The following is a 16,542-nucleotide window of genomic DNA, read 5'->3' on the forward strand; positions in this document are numbered from 1 at the left end:
CTTTCTTCTTACTAATTTTACAAATCAAATGATATAGATAATGGATTTTTTATTGCAAGCCGAAGGCTTAACAAGGAAATATAAAAATAAAGTTGCACTCAACAATTTTAGTATCAACATTCCACAGGGGTCTATTTATGGACTATTGGGACCAAATGGTGCTGGAAAAACAACGTTTATTCGTATTGTCAACCAAATTACAGCTCCTGATAGCGGAACAATTTTACTAAACGGAGAGCCTTTGACAAAAAAATCAATTGGTCAAGTTGGTTATATGCCAGAGGAACGTGGGTTATACAAGAATATGAAAGTAGGAGAACAAGCCCTTTATTTTGCGAAATTAAAAGGTCTTTCTTCTGCTGAAGCAAGAAAACGTACCGAATATTGGTTCGAAAAACTTGATATGATGTCTTGGTGGAATAAAAAATTGAGTGAACTTTCGAAAGGAATGGGACAAAAAGTTCAGTTTGTTATTACGGTTATTCACGATCCTTCGTTGTTAATTTTTGATGAACCTTTTAGTGGTTTTGATCCTGTAAATGCGCAAATCATTGCAAATGAAATTTTGGAATTAAGAGATAAAGGGACGACAATTATTTTTTCGACCCATAGAATGGAATCTGTTGAAGAAATGTGTGATCATGTTGCATTAATCAATCAATCTAATAAAGTGTTAGACGGAACAATAGAAGAAGTGAGAAATCAATTCAAAACTGGTAAATTTTCTATTCAATTGGATGAAGTAACATCGGATGCTCTACAAAATTTAGCAAATGAATTTGAAATTTCTGACATGAGAAATTTTAATCAACGAACAGAGTTTAATCTTTTATACAATAAAGAAACACCAACAAACGAAATTTTACAAAAGTTAATGCAAATTGGTCAAGTTCATCAATTCAAAGAAATTATCCCTTCGATGAATGACGTGTTTTTAGAAGCTGTTAAACAAAGTTCTATTTCTAATCTTTAAGCTTAATTATAAATGAAAAATATATTTTTGGTTGCACAACGCGAATTTTTTTCACAAGTAAAAAACAAAGCGTTTGTTATTATGACCTTTCTTTCTCCTTTATTGATTGTTGGAGCAGGAGCGGTAATTTTCTTTTTAAGTTCTGCCAATAATTCAGAAGTCAAAAATATCGCAATTGTGGATGAAAGTTCTGAGTTTATTACATCGTTTAAATCTTCTAAACAAATGATGTTTAGTATTTATACGCCTCAAGAATTGAAATCAATAAAAGATACATTGAAAGGAAGTGAATATTTGAATGCCATTCTTCACATTCCAAAAAATACAGATGGTAACTATGAAAATATTGAAAAAAATACCGAGTTAATTACCAATGGTAATTTGGGAATCACAGATCGTGAAAAAATATCACGCACAATTAGTGATAAAATAGAGAAAGAGAAACAAACAAAGTCAGGTATCAACGAAACTGCTTTAGAAGCTTCTAAAGCTCGGGTTAACTTGAATATTTTCAATGTTTCGGATGGAAAAGAAGACAAAGGAATGGAGTTGAAAATTGCTTTAGCCATGTTTTTAACGTACATCATTTTTATGTTTGTGATGATATATGGTGTAAAAGTAATGCGCTCTGTTGTGGAAGAAAAAAATAACCGTGTGGTTGAAATCATTATATCTTCTGTCAAACCTTTCGAATTGATGATGGGTAAAATTGTGGGAACAACCATGGTTGCAGTTACTCAATTTGCGATTTGGATTGGAATGACTATGGCTTTGTTGATGATTTTTCCAGCTGTCGCAGCGTCTAAAATGGATATGTCGCAACAAATGATGAACCAAGCTCAATTAGCAGAGTCGAACCCAGATATGATGCAAAAAATAACAGAGATTAGCGAAGTTTTATTGACATTTAATTATCCGTTAATTATTTTTGTATTTATTGCTTATTTTATTTTAGGTTATTTGTTTTACAGTTCAGTTTTTGCAGCAATTGGCTCGGCTGTAGATAATGATACAGATACACAACAATTTACATATTTTCCTTTAGTGCCAATGATGATTGGACTTTATGGAAGCATGACGACTTTCGAAAATCCAGATGGTCCTGTCGCTTTTTGGTTATCGATGATTCCGCTAACTTCTCCAATTTCTATGATTACTCGAATTCCATTCGATGTTCCGATTTGGCAATTAGCGTTATCCTTATTTTTATTGTTAATCAGCACTATTTTTATGGTTTATATGGCTGGAAAAATTTACAGAATTGGAATTTTAATTTATGGTAAAAAACCAACCGTAAAAGAAATGATTAAATGGATCTCGTATAAAAATTAAAACGATATAAAAACCGAAGTAAAAATGCTTCGGTTTTTTGTTTTTAGAATTAACTTTGATAAAAATTAGATTTTATGATACATCCAAATTATCGATTGCTTGTGATTAGCACAAGTACAATTTATGGTAGTGGATATTTAGAATATATTCGAGAAGAGATTTTAGATTTTTTACAAACAGATGAATTACTTTTTGTTCCATTTGCGCGACCTTCTGGCATTTCGCACGATGAATACACGAACAATGTGGTTACTGCTTTGCAACCTTTTGGTATAAAAGTGACAGGTTTACATACTTATGAAAATCCGAAAGAAGCCATTTGTAATGCAAAAGCTATTTTTGTTGGAGGAGGAAATACGTTTTTATTACTTAAAACTTTGTACGAATTAGGTTTAATTGAAGCTATACGAAATACAATTTCTGAAGGTGTTCCATATATGGGTAGTAGCGCAGGAAGTAATTTGATAGGTTTAACAATTGGAACGACAAATGATATGCCTATTGTGTATCCACCAAGTTTTGATGCCTTGCAGTTTTTACCATTTAATATTAATCCTCATTATTTGGATCCAGATCTAAACTCTACGCATAAAGGTGAAACGAGAGAAACGCGAATCAACGAATTTCATAAATTTAATAGACAAACTGTAATCGGATTAAGAGAAGGAAGTTGGTTGAGAGTAGAAAACGGAACAATCGAATTGAAAGGAGATTTAACAGCTCGAATTTTTAAACCCAATCAATCGGCTATTGAAGTAAAATCAGGTATATTAGAAGAATCTATTTATTTGTAAATTTATTATATCCAATAATTTATTTCGAATGAATACAAAGGTCTTTAAAATGTCTTTTGCGAGTGTATATCCGCATTATATCAAAAAAATAGAATCCAAAGGAAGAACAATTCAAGAATTAGAAGAAGTTATTTTTTGGTTAACAGGTTACACTAAAAATGATTTGGATCGAAAAATAGAATCAAAAATAGATTTTGAAACTTTTTTTGCTGAAGCTAAATTAAATCCAAATGTAGATAAAATTAAGGGTTAATCTGTGGATACAGAGTAGAAGAAATTGAAGATCCGCTATATAAAAAAATTAGATATTTGGATAAAGTGATTGATGAATTAGCAAAGGGAAAATCTTTGGATAAAATTTTTAGAAATACCATCTAAAATTTTGTGCAAATAGATACATAATAATTGACAATAACTTACAAAACCGCTTTTTTTATAAAATATTGACACTGTCCACAATTTGGGACAGTGTTTATATTATATTGAAATTAATCTTATTGTTCTGAATTAAAATACACTTTGTAATAATACATTTTCTTTTCCTCATCAAATCCACGTTCCAAATATTCTTCCGCCGCATCTGGATTAGTTAAATCTAATTTGATGTTAATTTTTGTATCTAATTTAATATCACTTTTGATTTTCTTTGATTCTTTCATCAAAGTAGGAACAGAAACTTCAAAGGATTCTACAAACTCTACACGATTATTTTCACTGTAATCTTTTTTGTATTCTTTAAATTCATCAATAATTTCAAATGGTTTTAACACCTGATCTTCAAAAATTTCGTTGGTTACAATTTCATTTGAATTCAATACATTTATAGAGTTTGAAATAAATTCTGCCTGCTGTTTTTTATCGGTTTTGTCTAATAAGAAATCATTTGAAAAGTCAGTAATCAGCTCCATGTACTTTTTTGTATGGTAATTATTGTCTTTTATTAAATCAATTTCTAAGAAATTTTTCTTCCAATATTCAGACTCAACATTTTTATCATCAATAGAATATACACGAAATCCTTCGTCACGATAAGCATCAAGAATAAGACAAGCTTTATCTATTCCTTCAAGTTTATAACCTTTCCATATATTATAATCTAATCCCTTTGATTCGTCAAAACGTAAGAATTTTTTCTTGTTTTCTAACTTATAAATTCCAATTCCTCGACATACTATTCCATCAAACATCATATTTTCGAAAAGTGTAATGAAAACTTCACCACTCTTGATTTGTGGATGCAATGATTTTTCATATAAATGACTTAAAACTTCCTGCGAAAAATCTATAAAATCGGTCTCTTCGTCAAACATTTGCTTGCATTGATTATACAAAACATTAAATTCTAATTTTTCTGTATAATGAGTAAAATGATTAATTTCGAGTGTTTTTTTGAACGGACTTAATAAGAAAGGAACCAATTGTTCTTCCTTAGATTCGTCATACTCAAGTGTCTTATCAGCAAAAATATTTGCTTCTTCCCGAACTTTATGTCCTACTTTTTGTAAACTGATAAAGGCGATGTAAGCATTTTTAACGTCAATCATTGTTTCTAATTTCTTAAAAACAAAAGTAATGATTTCAAAAATCAATGCAAACCTTGAATGATTAAAAAAATATTAACAAAATTGTCAAACAAAATTGTAAAATTAATGTATTGATAATTAATCTATTATATTTTTTTTTGATGATAATAAATTGAAAGCGAACAGCAAACTATAATTATGGCATGAAAATAGTAATAGGATAGATGTCTTAATATTTAAAAGGTTAGATGATGAGAAAAATTAGATTTACACTTTTGGGAGTAGCTTTTACAGCCATGTTAGCTGTGGGTGTAAATGCTCAAGATAGAGGAGGTGAGAGAGGAAATTCTTCAAGAGAAGTATCAAGAAGCCAAGGGAATAGCCGTTCTGAAATGGCTAAAAGTACAAATAGAGTTAGTCGTGTCGAAGGAAATAGAACAGATAGAATTGATCGAGGAAATAGTAAAAGTGATTCTTGGAAAAATTCGAATATAAGTTCAAGTCGTGTCGAAAGTTCACGAATCAATAGAAATAATACTGCTGTAATAAGTAGTAGACCAAGTGCGAACCGAGATAGTAACAACCAAAGATATAACAGAGAAAATAACCAAGGGAATCGATCTGAGAGTTTGAAAAATAGAGATTTTCATAAAGATCCTGTTCGTATTAGCTCAAGTTCAAATAATTATAGAGGAAAACGCCCTGTTTCAAATGTTAATGTAAGAAATTATCACAAATACAATTACAACAATTATAATTTCTATGGTAACAATGGAATTTATTATCGTCCGTATAATAGTGGTTATGTAAGATATATGCCTTATGTAGGGTTCAGAATCAATGTTTTACCTGTAGGTTATGTAACAATTAATGTTGGTAATCGTAATCCGTTTTATTTCTACGAAGGAGTTTATTATAGACCAAATAGAAATTATTACGAAGTGGTTCAAGCTCCAATTGGTGCAATTGTTTATGCTTTACCAGCAGGTTATGAAAGAATAAATTATGATGGAGAGTATTTGTATGAGTTTGGAGATGTCTTATATCAAAAAATTTATTACAGAGGTTCAAGAGCTTATCAAGTAGTAGGTTATTTAGATTAGTATAAGTTTTAGTAGTTAATGAAAAAAGTCCAAACAGCTTGCTGTATGGACTTTTTGATGTAGCGAAGAGCAGAATTGAACTGCCGACCTCAGGGTTATGAATCCTGCGCTCTAACCATCTGAGCTACCTCGCCTAATTTTAATTTTTGCAAATATAATTTTTTTTTGAATTTATAACAAAACTTATTTTATTTTTCTTTGGTAGATACAATTCATTTTATATCTTGCGACTTCAATTAAATAGAATTATGCCAAAAAAGAAATATCAAGTAGAATTTTCAATTAAGTCTTCACCGTCTTTGTTATATAACTATATTTCAAACCCTTCTGGTTTGTCTGAGTGGTTTGCAGATAACGTAAATTCTCGTGGAGAAAAATATACTTTTATTTGGGACGGACACGAAGAATCTGCTTTTTTGATGAAATCTAAGCAAGATAGTTATGTACGTTTTCAATGGGAACATGATGAAGACACAAAGTATTTCTTCGAATTAACAATTGTAGAAGACGATTTAACAAATGATGTATCATTAGTAATCACAGATTTTGCTGATGAAGATGAGGTTGAAGAATCAAAACAATTGTGGGAAAGTCAAATTGAAGACCTTAAAAAAATCTTAGGATCTGTTTAAAATCTATTATTTTGAAAATTAACTTAGGTGGCCTTATCATCGAACAAGCAAATGCAGAAATTAGTATTCAGAACAGAGCTTTTCGAAATGGTGATGCTGTAAAAGAAATTTTACGATTTGTAAATGGTGAAATTATAGATTGGGAAGATCATTATTTTAATTTAATGGCCTCTATGCGTATTTATCGCATGAATATTCCATTAGATTTTACACCAGAATTTTTTCAAGAACAAATCAATTTAATAGCCGAAGCTAATCAAACTAAATCAGGTAAGGTCGAGTTTTTTGTCTTCCGAAATAATGAAGAAGATTATTTAAAAGCTTCAATTAATTATCTGATTTCTATTGAAAATAGTGAACAAGATTGGGAGTTTTTGCAAAGTGAAAACGAAATCGATGTTTATAAAGACTATGCTATCAACACAGCTTTTTATTCACTTGTTAACACGTATCGCCCAGAAGAAAATATTGCAGAAATCTACCGTTTAGAGAATGACTATGCAGATATTATTCTGTTGAATGCCAATAAAAAAATGGCACGTTCTTTACGAGGTGCTATTTTTGTCGTAAATGGAGAAACGATTCGTACACCTAAAAAGGAAGAAGGAGTAATATCAAGTGTTTTGCGAAATAATTTTATTACGAAGATCAATAAATCGGAAGAATTTAAAGTGGAGGAATCAGAAATTTTTCCATTCGAAATTCAGAAAGCAGAAGAGGTATTTATTTTGATAGATGGTATTGGGGTATTACCAATTACCAAAAATCGAAAAAAAGAATATAATACGGATAAGACAAAGTTGATTTTTAGTTATTTGTAATTTAGAAATCAATTAATTCATAGAAGGATCTGCGGGGGTGTTTAACCAAATCAAGTTTTCACCTCCAAGTTTCTTCATCAAATTTTTCCACAAATCAGCATCCCATTCTTCGAAAATATCAAAATCTAAATCTCTTACCGTCCATGAATTATTTTTTAATTCGTCAGCAATTTGTTTAGGAGCCCAACCACAATAACCCATAAAAAACTTAATTTCATTCTCTTTTATCAACTTTTGATTTACCGCTTCTCGCACATCATCATAATTTCCAGACCAATATAAATTATGAATTATTTTTTCACTATTTCGTATTAAATCAGGGCGTTTGTGTAGATAATAAATATTTTCCTTATCAACTGGTCCACCTTCAAAAACAATAGAAGTGGATTCTATCTCAGAAACAAAAATACTAATAGGTATGTGTGAAGAATGATTAAGTACAAAACCAATATTTCCAGATTCTAAGTGTTCGGTAATTAAAATAACACTTCGTTGAAAAATATCATTATTTAATGTTGGTTTAGCGACTAAAATACTTCCTTTTTTTATACTTTTGATAGACATTTTGTTTCGGTTTTATAGTGTAAAATCTTAACGAAATAATGATTTGTAAATAAAAATATAAAATAAACATTAATGAAACAAGATTTAAGTTATAAAAGAAAAGTCTACGAAAAACAAGCCATGAATTTTGATTCGTTAAGAGAAAATCCTATCGAACAATTTCGTGATTGGTTCTTACAAGCTGAGGATTCTGATGGCGTAGATGAAGCAAACGCAATGTCTGTTGCAACGATTGGCGACGATGGTTTTCCGAGAACACGTGTCGTATTATTGAAAAGATATACAGATGAAGGATTTATTTTTTATACCAATTACAATAGTCAAAAAGGTAAAGCTTTGTTAGAAAATCCGAAAGTATGTTTATCATTTTTTTGGCCATTTTTAGAAAGACAAATTATTATAAAAGGTGTAGCTGAAAAGACGTCGGATAATAATTCGGACGGATATTTCGAAACACGACCTCGTAGTAGTCAGTTAGGAGCATGGATTTCTGCTCAAAGTTCTGTAATAGATGAGAACCAAGATTTGGCTGCGGAAGAATTAGAGTTAGAAAAAAAATACGAAGGAAAAGAAATTCCTCGTCCAGAGCATTGGGGTGGATTTTTAATTCGACCAACAGAAATTGAGTTTTGGCAAGGACGTCCAAGTCGTTTACATGACAGAGTTCGTTATGTATTACAAGAAGATTTTGATTGGAAAAAAGAGCGTTTAGCTCCTTAAAAAAATAATAAAAGCCTCTAATTTAGAGGCTTTTATTATAGTATTGATTAAGTTTAATTTTTCATTGCTTCACCCGCTTTACGATGTGTAAATTTACCGTAAATGTGTCTTCTTGCAAAACGACTTGGTGAATCAGAATTTACCATTTTGATGTAGGTATTTTTAGGAACACCGAAATATTCGTAATGATTACCGTCTAAATGTTCAACTTTCAAAATTTGTTCGTCCATGTAAAAATCATGAATGTTAGATTTTGTCGTAGTTGTCGTATATTCTTCTTTATTTTTTTCGTGTGTTTCAGGATTAACGCTTACCAAAAAATGATACGCTTCAATCACGACTTTACTTTTTTCTTCAGCTTCTAATTTACCTGCTTCATCGTTCACAAATTTATCAGGATGCGCATCTTTCATCGTATTTCTGTAAATTGTTTTCAACTCTTTTAAAGTGACATTTTTATCAACTCCAAGTAATTTTCTGTGCTCTACAACGCTTTTCATAATTTTTTAACCCTTTTTTCGGTTTGTAAAAGTACGGAATATTAATCACGAAATACTTTTAATAGGAATAAGTTTGGTTAAGATGATGATAAATGATTTTTTTTGTAAAAGAAAGTTGTAATTTTAGTGAAGCTAACACCAAACAAATAGAGATGAAGTTGAAAGATGTTCCAGCATTGAAAATTGCAATTTTAGATTTACCTACAAAAGAAAAAGACAAGCTTCTTTTGCGTCTTATAAATAAAGATGAAACGTTGGTAGAGCATTTACATTTTCAATTGTTAGAGGATGAAAGTGACTTGCAAGATCGAGTAAAAATAATTTACGAAAAGATTGATTTACAGTTCAAAAAGTCTAATCACTTAATTAATCAGATTAATATTATTCGAAGTCATAGACAATTATTGTTAACACTCAAAACACTGAGTGGAATTGTGAATTATCATGTTCAAATTACAAAAGACAAAGTGTCCGAATTTGAATTAAGAAAATATATTTTGCAAGAATCATTTACACGATATTCATATCTGTTTAATAAATATACAACAGGTGAAAATGCAGAAAAATTATTTAAATACCAAGCTGGAAGACTCAAATTAATTCAGTCTATTTTTGATAAATTTCACGAAGATTTAAAATATGATTACGAAAATGAAATTCAACAATTGAATGATTTCCTAAAAGAAACACCTTTAAAAAATAGTAGGATTGAATAAAAAAGAGAAAACTTTAATTGCTTTCTCTTTTTATTTATGGTATTAAAAAATCGCTTCAGCAACCTTTTTTGTATTAATCGAGTTACTCATCGTATAAAAATGCAATCCAGGAACACCAAATTCCATTAACTCTTTACATTGCTGAACGCACCACTCCAAGCCAATTTCTTTAATCGCTTCTTTATCTTTTGCTTTCAACACTTCCATCGACAAGGATTCGGGTAAATCGATGTAGAAATTTTGTGGAATTTTAGTCAATTGATTAAAAGTTGTTAACGGTTTTATTCCAGGAATAATCGGAACATTAATGTCCATTTCTCGACACTTTTGGACAAAATCAAAGTATTTCTGATTGTCAAAAAACATTTGTGTCACAATGTAATCAGCTCCCAATTCAACTTTCTTTTTCAAATAATGCAAATCTATTGCAAGGTTTGGCGATTCGAAATGTTTTTCAGGATAACCAGCTACACCCAAACAAAAATCCATCGGATGCGATTCTTGCAAATCATCATCCAAATAATTTCCAGTATTCAAAGCAGTAATTTGTTCAATTAATTCTGAAGCATACGCATGTCCACCAACTTCTGGCACAAATGATTTTTCAGATTTAATCGGATCTCCTCGTAAAACCAATACATTATCAATGCCCAAGAAATTCAAATCAATCAAAGCATCTTCTGTATCTTCTTTTGTGAAACCACCACAAATCAAATGCGGAATTGCGTCAACTTTATAGTGATTTTGGATAGCAGCACAAATCGCTACTGTACCAGGTCGTTTTCGCACTTGATACCGCTTCAACAAACCCTTCTCTTTTTGTTTGTAAATATACTCTTGTCGATGATAAGTCACATCGATAAAAGCAGGATTCAATTCCACTAAAGGATCCAAAGTTTTAAACGTTGCATTTACATCTTGACCTTTCAAAGGAGGTAAAATTTCAACAGAAAACAACGGTTTTCCATTCGCACGTTCTATATGTTCAGTAACTTTCATTCTTTATTTTATCGTTTAACGAAGTTCGAAGCTCGAATTCCGATTGTATATTTTCTTTTTTTAGGGCGTTCCCTTCGGGCGGGCTTTTCGTTACAATCTTTGCTGGTCAGCAAAGGATTTTCACTACAATCCCTAACGCATTTTTTTTGAAGTCAGAAGTTCGAAACTCGTGATTTGTTGTCATGCTGAGCTTGTCTAAGAATCTGACTAATTTCTAATCAGCCAAATTTGGTCCTAACCAACGTTCCGCTTTTTTTAAATCTATATTTTTACGTTGAGCAAAATCTTCTACTTGATCCATTTTAATTTTTCCGACACCAAAATATTTAGCTTTCGGATTCCCAAAATAATATCCCGAAACTGATGAAACAGGGTACATGGCTAACGAACTTGTTAATTCGATCCCAGCATTTTTCTCAACATCTAATATGTTAAAAATTGTTTCTTTCTCCAAATGATCAGGGCAAGCAGGATAACCAGGAGCAGGACGAATTCCTTTGTATTTTTCAGCAATTAATTCATTGTTTGCTAAATTTTCGTCAGATGCGTATCCCCAAGCTTCTGTTCGAACATATTTGTGTAAATATTCTGCATAAGCTTCAGCTAAACGATCAGCAATTGCTTTGACCATAATCGAATTGTAATCGTCCAAGTTCTTTTCGTACGCTTTAGCAACTTCTTCAATTTCTTGACCAGCAGTTACAGCAAAAGCGCCAATATAATCTTGTATAGTTGAATCTTTCGGTGCTATGAAATCAGCAATTGACATATTTGGTTGATCTTTCGATTTTTTCGCTTGCTGGCGAAGTGTGTAGAATTCTTCTATTTTAAGATCGTTTTCATCAAACAATTCTATCGTGTCATCGTTTACCGTATTCGCTTTAAATAAACCGTAAACAGCTTTCGGTCTTGCTAAATTTTCGGCTTCGATTCTGTTTAACATTGACAATGCATCAATGTATAATTCTTTGGCATTTTCACCGACAAGTTCATCATCTAAAATCGCAGGGAATTTTCCATGTAAATCCCATGTTTTGAAAAAAGGAGTCCAGTCGATAAATTCTTTTAACTCAGTTACACTTGCTTGATGCGTAAATACACCCAATTGATTTGGTTTGAATGGTTTATTTTCTTCAAAATCTAATTGCAATTTATTTTTACGAGCTTCTTCAATTGTTAGGTATTCTTTTGCAACAGCGCGATTTAAGAAACCTTCTCTGATTTTAGTATAATCTGTTTCCGTTTCTGTAAATAATTCTGCTTGTTGCGAACCAATTAATTTTTGACAAACGGTAACCGAACGCGAAGCGTCTAATACGTGAATGGCTTTGTCATATTGCGGAGCAATTTTAACAGCGGTGTGGGCTTTTGATGTAGTCGCACCTCCAATCATTAATGGAATATCGAGATTTAAGCGTTTCATTTCCTTAGCAACATGTACCATTTCGTCTAAAGAAGGTGTTATCAATCCCGAAAGTCCAATTACATCGACTTTATTTTTTTGAGCTTCTTCTAAAATTCTTTCAGAAGGGACCATAACACCTAAATCAATAATTTCAAAACCATTACAGCTTAATACAACAGAAACAATATTTTTTCCGATATCATGTACATCGCCTTTAACAGTTGCTATCAATATTTTAGATGGTTCTTTGTCAGTTTTATTTCTTAGTTTTTCTTCTTCTAAATAAGGTGTTAAATAGGCTACAGCTTTTTTCATCACACGAGCCGATTTTACAACCTGTGGTAAGAACATTTTACCACTTCCAAATAAATCTCCTACGACATTCATTCCATCCATCAATGGACCTTCAATAACTTGAAGTGGTGATTTAATTTGATCTAATGCTTCAGCCGTATCTTCATCTATAAATTCAGTAATCCCTTTTACCAAAGCTATTTCTATTCGCTTTTCTAAAGGTAATTCACGCCAAGAATCATCTTTCTTTTTTTCTTTTGTAACACCTTTTAAATGTTCTGCAAAATCAATCAATCGTTCTGTGGCATCATCACGTCTATTCAATAAAACATCTTCAACATGTTCTAATAAGTCTTTTGGAATATCATCATAAATCTCAATCATTTCAGGATTAACGATTCCCATATCCATTCCGTGCTGAATTGCGTGGTATAAAAAGGCTGAGTGCATTGCTTCTCGAACTGCATTGTTACCACGAAACGAGAACGAAACATTAGAAACTCCACCCGAAACTAACGCATAAGGAAGATTTTCTTTGATCCATTTTGTCGCTTCAAAAAAGTCGATTGCATTTCGGCGATGTTCTTCCATTCCTGTTGCAACAGGGAAAATATTAACATCAAAAATGATGTCTTTTGGATTGAATTTTACTTGATTGACCAATATATCATACGAGCGTTTTACGATTTCAATACGACGTTGGTAATTATCAGCTTGACCTTTTTCATCAAATGCCATTACAACAGTTGCAGCACCGTAACGTTTGATTTTTTTGGCGTGCTCGATGAATAATTCTTCTCCTTCTTTTAAAGAAATAGAGTTGACAATTGCTTTTCCTTGTACATTTTTTAATCCAGCTTCGATGATTTCCCATTTAGAAGAATCAATCATAATCGGAACTTTTGAAATATCAGGCTCGGAAGCAATTAATCGTAAATATTTTACCATTGAAGCTACACCATCAAGCATGCCTTCGTCCATGTTGATGTCGATAATTTGTGCGCCACCATCTACTTGATCACGCGCAACTTGAAGTGCTTCTTCAAATTTTTCTTCTTTGATTAATCGTAAGAATTTTTTTGAACCAGTTACATTTGTGCGTTCTCCAACGTTTACAAAGTTTGAATTTTCGCGTACAATTAATGGTTCTAATCCAGAAAGTTGAATTTTTACGCTTGACATGCTACATTGATTTTTCGAGGTTCGTATTCTTTTGCTAAATCTGCCATTAATTTGATATGATCTGGTGTTGTTCCGCAACAACCACCAATAATATTGACCAATTTCTTCTCTAAAAATGGACGAATATGTTCACGCATCATTTCTGCTGTTTCGTCATATCCACCAAAAGCATTAGGTAAACCTGCATTTGGATATGCACTTACATAAAAAGGAGCTTTTTCTGCTAAAACTTCTAAGTATGGAATTAAATCTGTAGCGCCTAACGCACAGTTTAAGCCAACTGAAAGTAAATCAATATGTTCTAAAGAAATAAGGAATGCCTCAGTTGTTTGTCCAGAAAGTGTGCGTCCAGATTTATCTGTTATCGTACCTGAAGCCATTAATGGAACGTTGATTCCAGTTTTTTCGATCGCATCTTGAATGCCATAAAATGCTGCTTTAGCATTTAGGGTATCAAAAATAGTTTCAACCAACAATACATCAACACCTGCTTCTAACATTGTTTTAGCTTGTCGAAAATAAACATTAGCTAAAGTGTCAAAATCGATGTCACGGTAACTTGGGTCATTCACTTGAGGTGAAATCGATGCTGTTTTATTTGTAGGACCTAAAGAACCAACAACAAGTCGAGGTTTGTCTGGAGTAGAATATTCCGCACAAGCTTCTTTCGCTAAACGAACGGCTTCCGAATTTAATTCATCAACTAAATCAACCATATCATAATCAATCATCGAAATGATATTCGCATTAAATGTATTTGTTTCAATTAAATCTGCGCCAGCAGCTAAATACTCTCTATGAATATCTTTGATAATTTGTGGTTGTGTTAACACCAATAAATCGTTATTTCCTTTTAAAGATGTATGGAAATTTCTGAATCTTTCTCCTCTGTAATCTTCCTCTTGCAAATTGTGCTTTTGGATCATTGTTCCCATAGCACCATCTAAAATAACAATACGTTCTTTTAGTATATCGTTTAATTTCATTTTACTATTTTATTAAAACCTTATGGGAAGAATTGCGAGGTAAGTCCTTATCTTTCTCTTTTTTGAGTAGGATGTAGCACCCAACTTTCCTTTGGGTTGCCAAGATATCTACGGGCCTAATCCCTCCATCTATTCTTTATAAGGTTATCTGCAAAATTATCCATTCCTTTTAAAATAAAAAAATGATAATCATTATAATTATTATTTGAAGAAGACATGTCAAAATAAGTTAATCATTCCATAAACTTAACCTGATTATTTTTGGTTGTAAAATCATTGACGTAGAAAAATATTCTTACAATACGTTAATTGATGTAAAAAATATCTTTAATACTTATTTGAGATGTTTTAAATTAGAATATTATTAGGTTTTTTTAATTTTCCAGAATTAATTAGAAGATTTGTTTTTACTTTTTAATCATTTTTATAGAATCAAATCATTAAATAATAAAAATTTTAGAAAATAATTCTGAAATTAAATCATATTAGAACTTTAATTAGAAAATTATAAATAAATGTATGTTTTAATATTTGGAAAATTGAAATAGTTTGTACTAAATTTGCCCTCAGAAATAGCTCAAGTAAAATTTTATATTTTATCAAGAAAAGTGGAGGGAAATGGCCCTAAGAAACTTTAGCAACCTGATTACAATCAAGGTGCTAATTCCATCCTGTTAAGGGAAGATAAATAACTACGATAACCATCATTCAGTATTATTCTTAATACAACTGATTCAATTGTTATTATTTTAAAATTTCCTTTTTTCTTCACATTTTCTGATAAAATCAATAGTAAAGAAATAAATAAATGAAAAAAATAAATATCGGATTATTCGGATTTGGAGTAGTAGGAGAGGGGATTTATAAGGTTTTAGAAGAGAAACCACAATTAAATGCAGCGATTAAAAAAATTGTAATTAAAGATGATTCTAAAATAAGAAATGCACCAACTGAATTATTCTCGACAAATGCAGAAGATATTTTAAATGATGATGAAATAAATGTTGTGGTAGAATTGATTTCTGATCCAGATGCAGCTTATGATATCATCAAAAAAGCTTTTGTTAATGGGAAACATGTTGTAAGTGCCAATAAAAAATTGATTGCTGACCATCACAAAGAATTATTAGAATTACAAGAACAAAACAATGTTTCTTTCCTTTATGAAGCCTCTGTTTGTGGTTCTGTACCAATTATTCGAAATTTAGAAGAATATTTCGATAATGATTTATTGAATTATGTTTCTGGAATCGTGAATGGAACAACAAATTACATCTTGACTAAAATGGCGAATGAAAATGAATCGTATCAAGATGCTTTGAAAGCAGCACAAGAAAGTGGTTTTGCTGAAGCTGATCCAACGGCAGATGTGGAAGGTTTTGATGCAGCGAGTAAATTGTCGATTATTACATTACATGCTTTTGGTAAAAAAATTGAAGTAGAAGCTATTATTTGTAAAGGGATTACTGCTTTGAAAGTTGAAGATTTTAAATATGCGAACGAAAAAAATTACACAATTAAGCTAATTGCGAATTCAAAAATAAATCATCAAACAGGAGAAATTACGTCTACAGTTTTACCAACTTTTGTTGAGCTTAATAAAACGATAGCTTTAGTAAATAATGAATACAATGGTGTATTGATCGGAAGTTCGCTTTCCGATGAGCAGTTTTTATATGGAAAAGGAGCAGGGCGTTTCCCTACATCTTCAGCGGTTTTGAGTGATATTTCTGCGTTGAAATATGACTATAAATATTCGATTCGAAAATATGAAAATCAACACGAGGGTATTTTTAATCAAAATGGGAAAAAACGTGTTTACATTGGATTTGAAAACCAAACAGATGATGTTTCAAGTTTTTTTGAGGAAATAGAAGAACGTTATCAGAGTAAAAATTACAACCATATAGTTGGTGTAATTGATATTGAGAAGCTTAAACAAAAAGAAATTATAGAAAATACAAATCTTTCAATAATTGCTTTTGAGTAATATTTAGG

The 16,542-nt window shown here is 31.2% G+C and carries 15 protein-coding genes, 1 tRNA gene, 1 pseudogene and 2 riboswitches; of the genes and pseudogenes, 10 read left to right on the forward strand and 7 right to left on the reverse strand.

What is annotated here, in order from left to right:
• Window positions 1-40: 40 nt before the first annotated feature.
• The 4 genes and pseudogenes from IF125_RS06215 (at window position 41) to IF125_RS06230 (ending at window position 3,477) form a co-directional block, all read left to right on the forward strand.
• The gene (locus IF125_RS06215; protein ID WP_225541868.1) at window positions 41-973 is read left to right on the forward strand and encodes an ABC transporter ATP-binding protein; all 933 of its coding nucleotides are present in this window, start codon (window positions 41-43) and stop codon (window positions 971-973) included.
• Window positions 974-985: 12 nt separating this feature from the next.
• Window positions 986-2,305, forward strand: coding sequence for an ABC transporter permease (locus IF125_RS06220; RefSeq protein WP_225541869.1), 1,320 nt, complete (start codon window positions 986-988; stop codon window positions 2,303-2,305).
• A 74-nt stretch (window positions 2,306-2,379) separates the two neighbouring features.
• The gene (gene pepE / locus IF125_RS06225) at window positions 2,380-3,099 is read left to right on the forward strand and encodes a dipeptidase PepE (protein WP_225541870.1); all 720 of its coding nucleotides are present in this window, start codon (window positions 2,380-2,382) and stop codon (window positions 3,097-3,099) included.
• 28 nt (window positions 3,100-3,127) lie between these two features.
• Window positions 3,128-3,477: pseudogene (locus tag IF125_RS06230) on the forward strand (DUF2200 domain-containing protein).
• A 116-nt stretch (window positions 3,478-3,593) separates the two neighbouring features.
• Here IF125_RS06230 and IF125_RS06235 read toward each other — a convergent pair.
• Window positions 3,594-4,643 (reverse strand): nucleoid-associated protein, encoded by a 1,050-nt coding sequence (locus tag IF125_RS06235; RefSeq protein ID WP_171622796.1) that lies wholly within the window; start codon window positions 4,641-4,643, stop codon window positions 3,594-3,596.
• Between the two features lie 230 nt (window positions 4,644-4,873).
• Between IF125_RS06235 and IF125_RS06240 the strand changes: the two genes are divergently transcribed.
• Entirely contained in the window at window positions 4,874-5,725 is an 852-nt protein-coding gene (locus IF125_RS06240) for a DUF6515 family protein (RefSeq protein ID WP_225541871.1), read from the forward strand.
• Between the two features lie 60 nt (window positions 5,726-5,785).
• Here IF125_RS06240 and IF125_RS06245 read toward each other — a convergent pair.
• Window positions 5,786-5,859 (reverse strand) — tRNA-Met (locus IF125_RS06245).
• Window positions 5,860-5,973: 114 nt separating this feature from the next.
• On the opposite strand from IF125_RS06245, the gene IF125_RS06250 reads away from it, so the two are divergent.
• Together IF125_RS06250 and IF125_RS06255 are read left to right on the forward strand one after the other, a co-directional pair.
• Window positions 5,974-6,357, forward strand: a complete 384-nt coding sequence (locus tag IF125_RS06250; protein ID WP_225541872.1) for an START-like domain-containing protein — start codon at window positions 5,974-5,976, stop codon at window positions 6,355-6,357.
• Window positions 6,358-6,368: 11 nt separating this feature from the next.
• Window positions 6,369-7,178: an aminotransferase class IV gene (locus IF125_RS06255; RefSeq protein WP_225541873.1), complete on the forward strand. Its 810-nt coding sequence runs from the start codon at window positions 6,369-6,371 to the stop codon at window positions 7,176-7,178.
• 12 nt (window positions 7,179-7,190) lie between these two features.
• On the opposite strand, the gene IF125_RS06260 is transcribed toward IF125_RS06255, so the two are convergent.
• Window positions 7,191-7,742, reverse strand: coding sequence for a YqgE/AlgH family protein (locus IF125_RS06260; protein WP_171622799.1), 552 nt, complete (start codon window positions 7,740-7,742; stop codon window positions 7,191-7,193).
• A 72-nt stretch (window positions 7,743-7,814) separates the two neighbouring features.
• On the opposite strand from IF125_RS06260, the gene pdxH reads away from it, so the two are divergent.
• Window positions 7,815-8,462 carry a pyridoxamine 5'-phosphate oxidase gene (pdxH, locus tag IF125_RS06265; protein ID WP_225541874.1) on the forward strand — a complete coding sequence of 216 codons (648 nt, stop codon included), beginning with the start codon at window positions 7,815-7,817 and terminating at the stop codon, window positions 8,460-8,462.
• 53 nt (window positions 8,463-8,515) lie between these two features.
• Here the strand turns inward: pdxH and IF125_RS06270 are convergent, their stop codons facing one another.
• Window positions 8,516-8,962: a KTSC domain-containing protein gene (locus IF125_RS06270; RefSeq protein ID WP_225541875.1), complete on the reverse strand. Its 447-nt coding sequence runs from the start codon at window positions 8,960-8,962 to the stop codon at window positions 8,516-8,518.
• 92 nt (window positions 8,963-9,054) lie between these two features.
• Here IF125_RS06270 and IF125_RS06275 point away from each other — a divergent pair, with 92 nt between their 5' ends.
• Entirely contained in the window at window positions 9,055-9,678 is a 624-nt protein-coding gene (locus IF125_RS06275) for a hypothetical protein (protein WP_225541876.1), read from the forward strand.
• A 42-nt stretch (window positions 9,679-9,720) separates the two neighbouring features.
• On the opposite strand, the gene metF is transcribed toward IF125_RS06275, so the two are convergent.
• From metF to IF125_RS06290, 3 genes are all read right to left on the reverse strand, one after another.
• The gene (metF, locus tag IF125_RS06280) at window positions 9,721-10,677 is read right to left on the reverse strand and encodes a methylenetetrahydrofolate reductase [NAD(P)H] (RefSeq protein ID WP_225541877.1); all 957 of its coding nucleotides are present in this window, start codon (window positions 10,675-10,677) and stop codon (window positions 9,721-9,723) included.
• A gap of 214 nt (window positions 10,678-10,891) precedes the next feature.
• Window positions 10,892-13,558 carry a methionine synthase gene (metH, locus tag IF125_RS06285; RefSeq protein ID WP_225541878.1) on the reverse strand — a complete coding sequence of 889 codons (2,667 nt, stop codon included), beginning with the start codon at window positions 13,556-13,558 and terminating at the stop codon, window positions 10,892-10,894.
• Window positions 13,546-14,544: a homocysteine S-methyltransferase family protein gene (locus tag IF125_RS06290; protein ID WP_225541879.1), complete on the reverse strand. Its 999-nt coding sequence runs from the start codon at window positions 14,542-14,544 to the stop codon at window positions 13,546-13,548. The genes metH and IF125_RS06290 overlap by 13 nt, the downstream gene beginning before the upstream one ends.
• A 44-nt stretch (window positions 14,545-14,588) precedes the next feature.
• A riboswitch (SAM riboswitch) is annotated at window positions 14,589-14,689 on the reverse strand.
• Between the two features lie 448 nt (window positions 14,690-15,137).
• Window positions 15,138-15,235, forward strand: a riboswitch (SAM riboswitch).
• Between the two features lie 117 nt (window positions 15,236-15,352).
• On the opposite strand from IF125_RS06290, the gene IF125_RS06295 reads away from it, so the two are divergent.
• Window positions 15,353-16,534: a homoserine dehydrogenase gene (locus IF125_RS06295; protein WP_225541880.1), complete on the forward strand. Its 1,182-nt coding sequence runs from the start codon at window positions 15,353-15,355 to the stop codon at window positions 16,532-16,534.
• Window positions 16,535-16,542: the final 8 nt, after the last annotated feature.

It is taken from the genome of Empedobacter stercoris, assembly GCF_020281205.1.
Lineage (GTDB): Bacteria > Bacteroidota > Bacteroidia > Flavobacteriales > Weeksellaceae > Empedobacter > Empedobacter stercoris.

Excerpts from the sequence above, each read along its gene's own strand:
- metH (WP_225541878.1), bottom strand. The coding sequence starts at position 13,558 with ATGTCAAGCGTAAAAATTCAACTTTCTGGATTAGAACCATTAATTGTA.
- metF (WP_225541877.1), bottom strand. The coding sequence starts at position 10,677 with ATGAAAGTTACTGAACATATAGAACGTGCGAATGGAAAACCGTTGTTT.
- IF125_RS06240 (WP_225541871.1), top strand. The coding sequence starts at position 4,874 with ATGAGAAAAATTAGATTTACACTTTTGGGAGTAGCTTTTACAGCCATG.
- IF125_RS06290 (WP_225541879.1), bottom strand. The coding sequence starts at position 14,544 with ATGAAATTAAACGATATACTAAAAGAACGTATTGTTATTTTAGATGGT.
- IF125_RS06250 (WP_225541872.1), top strand. The coding sequence starts at position 5,974 with ATGCCAAAAAAGAAATATCAAGTAGAATTTTCAATTAAGTCTTCACCG.
- pepE (WP_225541870.1), top strand. The coding sequence starts at position 2,380 with ATGATACATCCAAATTATCGATTGCTTGTGATTAGCACAAGTACAATT.
- pdxH (WP_225541874.1), top strand. The coding sequence starts at position 7,815 with ATGAAACAAGATTTAAGTTATAAAAGAAAAGTCTACGAAAAACAAGCC.
- IF125_RS06295 (WP_225541880.1), top strand. The coding sequence starts at position 15,353 with ATGAAAAAAATAAATATCGGATTATTCGGATTTGGAGTAGTAGGAGAG.
- IF125_RS06275 (WP_225541876.1), top strand. The coding sequence starts at position 9,055 with ATGATTTTTTTTGTAAAAGAAAGTTGTAATTTTAGTGAAGCTAACACC.
- IF125_RS06270 (WP_225541875.1), bottom strand. The coding sequence starts at position 8,962 with ATGAAAAGCGTTGTAGAGCACAGAAAATTACTTGGAGTTGATAAAAAT.
- IF125_RS06260 (WP_171622799.1), bottom strand. The coding sequence starts at position 7,742 with ATGTCTATCAAAAGTATAAAAAAAGGAAGTATTTTAGTCGCTAAACCA.
- IF125_RS06220 (WP_225541869.1), top strand. The coding sequence starts at position 986 with ATGAAAAATATATTTTTGGTTGCACAACGCGAATTTTTTTCACAAGTA.
- IF125_RS06215 (WP_225541868.1), top strand. The coding sequence starts at position 41 with ATGGATTTTTTATTGCAAGCCGAAGGCTTAACAAGGAAATATAAAAAT.
- IF125_RS06235 (WP_171622796.1), bottom strand. The coding sequence starts at position 4,643 with ATGATTGACGTTAAAAATGCTTACATCGCCTTTATCAGTTTACAAAAA.